This is a genomic window from Mesorhizobium sp. M7A.F.Ca.CA.004.04.2.1 (genome assembly GCF_004022825.1).
GTDB lineage: Bacteria > Pseudomonadota > Alphaproteobacteria > Rhizobiales > Rhizobiaceae > Mesorhizobium.
The window spans coordinates 1-2,351 of record NZ_RZPH01000943.1 but is presented as its reverse complement, the minus strand read 5'-3'; the positions used below and the strand labels follow the sequence as shown (position 1 = coordinate 2,351).

2 protein-coding genes and 1 pseudogene are annotated in these 2,351 nt (G+C 65.5%); all 3 read right to left on the bottom strand.

The annotated features are described in order from the left end of the window. Positions 1-308, bottom strand: a pseudogene (locus tag EN893_RS29545) (two-component sensor histidine kinase); the annotation flags it as partial. Beyond that, entirely contained in the window at positions 299-991 is a 693-nt protein-coding gene (locus tag EN893_RS29540) for a response regulator transcription factor (protein ID WP_127271328.1), read from the bottom strand. The gene EN893_RS29540 and the pseudogene EN893_RS29545, both read right to left, overlap by 10 nt. A gap of 3 nt (positions 992-994) precedes the next feature. Further along, the coding region (locus EN893_RS29535; RefSeq protein ID WP_164901216.1) for a DUF4173 domain-containing protein at positions 995-2,351 on the bottom strand (1,357 nt) is incomplete at its 5' end.

The following is a 2,351-nucleotide window of genomic DNA, read 5'->3' as shown; positions in this document are numbered from 1 at the left end:
GGCTTGTACAGCGGGCCCGGATTGACGCTTCGGCTTGAATCCCCGCCTGGCCCCGGCATCGGCGCACCGAGCTTGTCCGCCGCAATGCCGGCGTCGCGCACATCCTGCGCATAGATGGCGGCGATGGCCGCCCCTTGCGCGATCAGCTCCGCTTCGGTCTGGCGGATCAGCTGGTTCTCGTAGAGGCGGAAGAAGAACAAGCCGACCAATGGCAGGGCCATCACCATGATCAGGATGGCGACGACGACCGTGGCAAGCCGTGGCCGCCACTTGCGGCCGATCCATTTGCCGGAAGTCGTCAGCCGCATCGGCCAAGCCGGAAGCCGACGCCATGCACGGTCTCGATGGCATCCAGGCAACCCACTGCTGCCAGCTTGGCGCGGATGTTGCGGATATGGCTGTCGACGGTGCGGCCGGCGACATGGATGTTTGCGGCATAGGCGCTGGCCATCACCGCGTCGCGGTCGAGCACATGCGCGGGCCGCGCCAGGAATCCCTTCAGGATCGAGAATTCGATCCCCGTCAGGGCAAGCGCCTTGCCGTCGAAGCTGGCAGCGTGACTGGCCGGCGCCAGAGCCAGTTTGCCATGCGAAAACTGCCTGTTGTCGACCGGTTCGGCCGCCGCCGGGCGGGCGCGCCGCAGGATGACGTTGACGCGGGCGACCAACTCGCGCGGGCTGAATGGTTTCGTCACATAGTCGTCGCCGCCCATTTCGAGCCCAAGGATGCGATCGATCTCCTCGTCGCGCGCGGACAGGAACAGCACCGGCACATCGGATGTGTGCCGCAGTCGCCGGCAGACCTCCAGCCCGTCCATCTCCGGCATGCCGATGTCGAGCACGACAAGATCCGGCGCCCGGCGGCCGATCGCCTGCAGGGCGGCGGCACCGTCGGCCACGCCTGTCGTTTTCATGCCGGCCTTTTCCAGCGCAAAGCAGATCACCTCGCGGATGTGCGGGTCATCGTCGGCGACGAGGATGTGATGCGGCATGGATCAGCGGCCCGGCATGGAAGGTTCGATAGCGGAGGGGATCACGAACGGCCCCTTGGTGTCGAGATATCGAAGCAGCCGCCAGTCGCAAAAGCTCCAGGCCCGCCAGTTCTGCTGGATAGTTCGATACCAGATTTCATCGCTGCCGCGCACGCCAGCCAGTTCGCGGACAGTGCCGGCCGCCGCCGTCTTGCCCTGTTGCTCGAGGAAGCGATCGAGTGCGGGAAACGCGCCTGGACCGAGCGAGTGAAGATACCAGGCGTCTAGGGGAATGCCCTGGCCGGTCATTTCGAGGGAATGGTCGACATTGTAGTTGGCGATCGTTGCTGCGAAATTGATGAAACAGCCGGCATAAAGCGTCAGAGATAACGTCAGAAGATTGGCGGACAGCAGCCATTCGTTGGATTTTCTAAGCGCGATGCGAGCGATGATCAGGGCAAGGCCTGCTGCCACCAGCCCCATCCAGACAAAGGCAGCGACGCGCCAATAGGTCAATGCATAGATGCCGATATAGAGGTCGAGCCGCAGGATCGACGAGACCACCAGCATGATGTTTTGCGCCACCCAGGCGTAGACCAGCCGGCGGATGAGCGGATCGGCCGAGGTCTCGCTGCCTGGCCGCAGCGCTGCCAGCACGAAGCCGGCGGCAAGCAGCGCCGTGACGATCAGGGGATAGGCGCCACGATGCGCGTAGGCCGCGTAGCTCAGCCCGTCGGGAAGGGCCGCCCCGCCCCACAGATAGGTGGCGTCGAGCGCCGTCTGCAGCGCAAACAGGATGTTGAAGACGATCAGGGCGCGCAGGATGGCGGCCTTGCCGAACAGGATATCTTCGATGGTGGTGACGGTTTTGTCGGCTTGAGCGCTGACGGCGGGCGCCGCGCGCCGGTTGCGGCGAACCGGGCGCGGCAGGCGCGGCCGCAGAAAAGCCCAGACAGCAGCGAGCACGAACAGCCAGAAGGCAATCCGCGCCAGCTGGATAAGATCGAGCAGCCTCACGAGGTCGATCAGCGACAGCCAGTAGTCGATCACCGGATTGGCGGCGCCGAACAGCGCCAGGAAGACCGCGCCCAGCGTCAGCGGCATCACCCAGACAGCGATCGCCGCCAGCCGGATGCGCCGCCGGCCGAACCGCCGCGCCGTCCTGCGCCAGCGGATGAAATCATTGGCGAAGCGGAACGGCGCCGCCAGCCCGAACAGCACGATCTGCCCGGCAATACGGGCGATGCTGTGCCGCAGCCGCCCGCTCAGCGAAAGGGCAAAGACGGTCAGCGCCGCCAGCGCGATCGAAACCGACAGGGTGCTGACGTTTTCAGCCAGCGGCAGCAGCGCGACAAGCGAGGCGATGGGCTTGAGCCAGACC

Bases quoted from the DNA above. Each gene is read 5' to 3' on its own strand.
- EN893_RS29540 (WP_127271328.1), bottom strand. From the start codon at position 991: ATGCCGCATCACATCCTCGTCGCCGACGATGACCCGCACATCCGCGAG.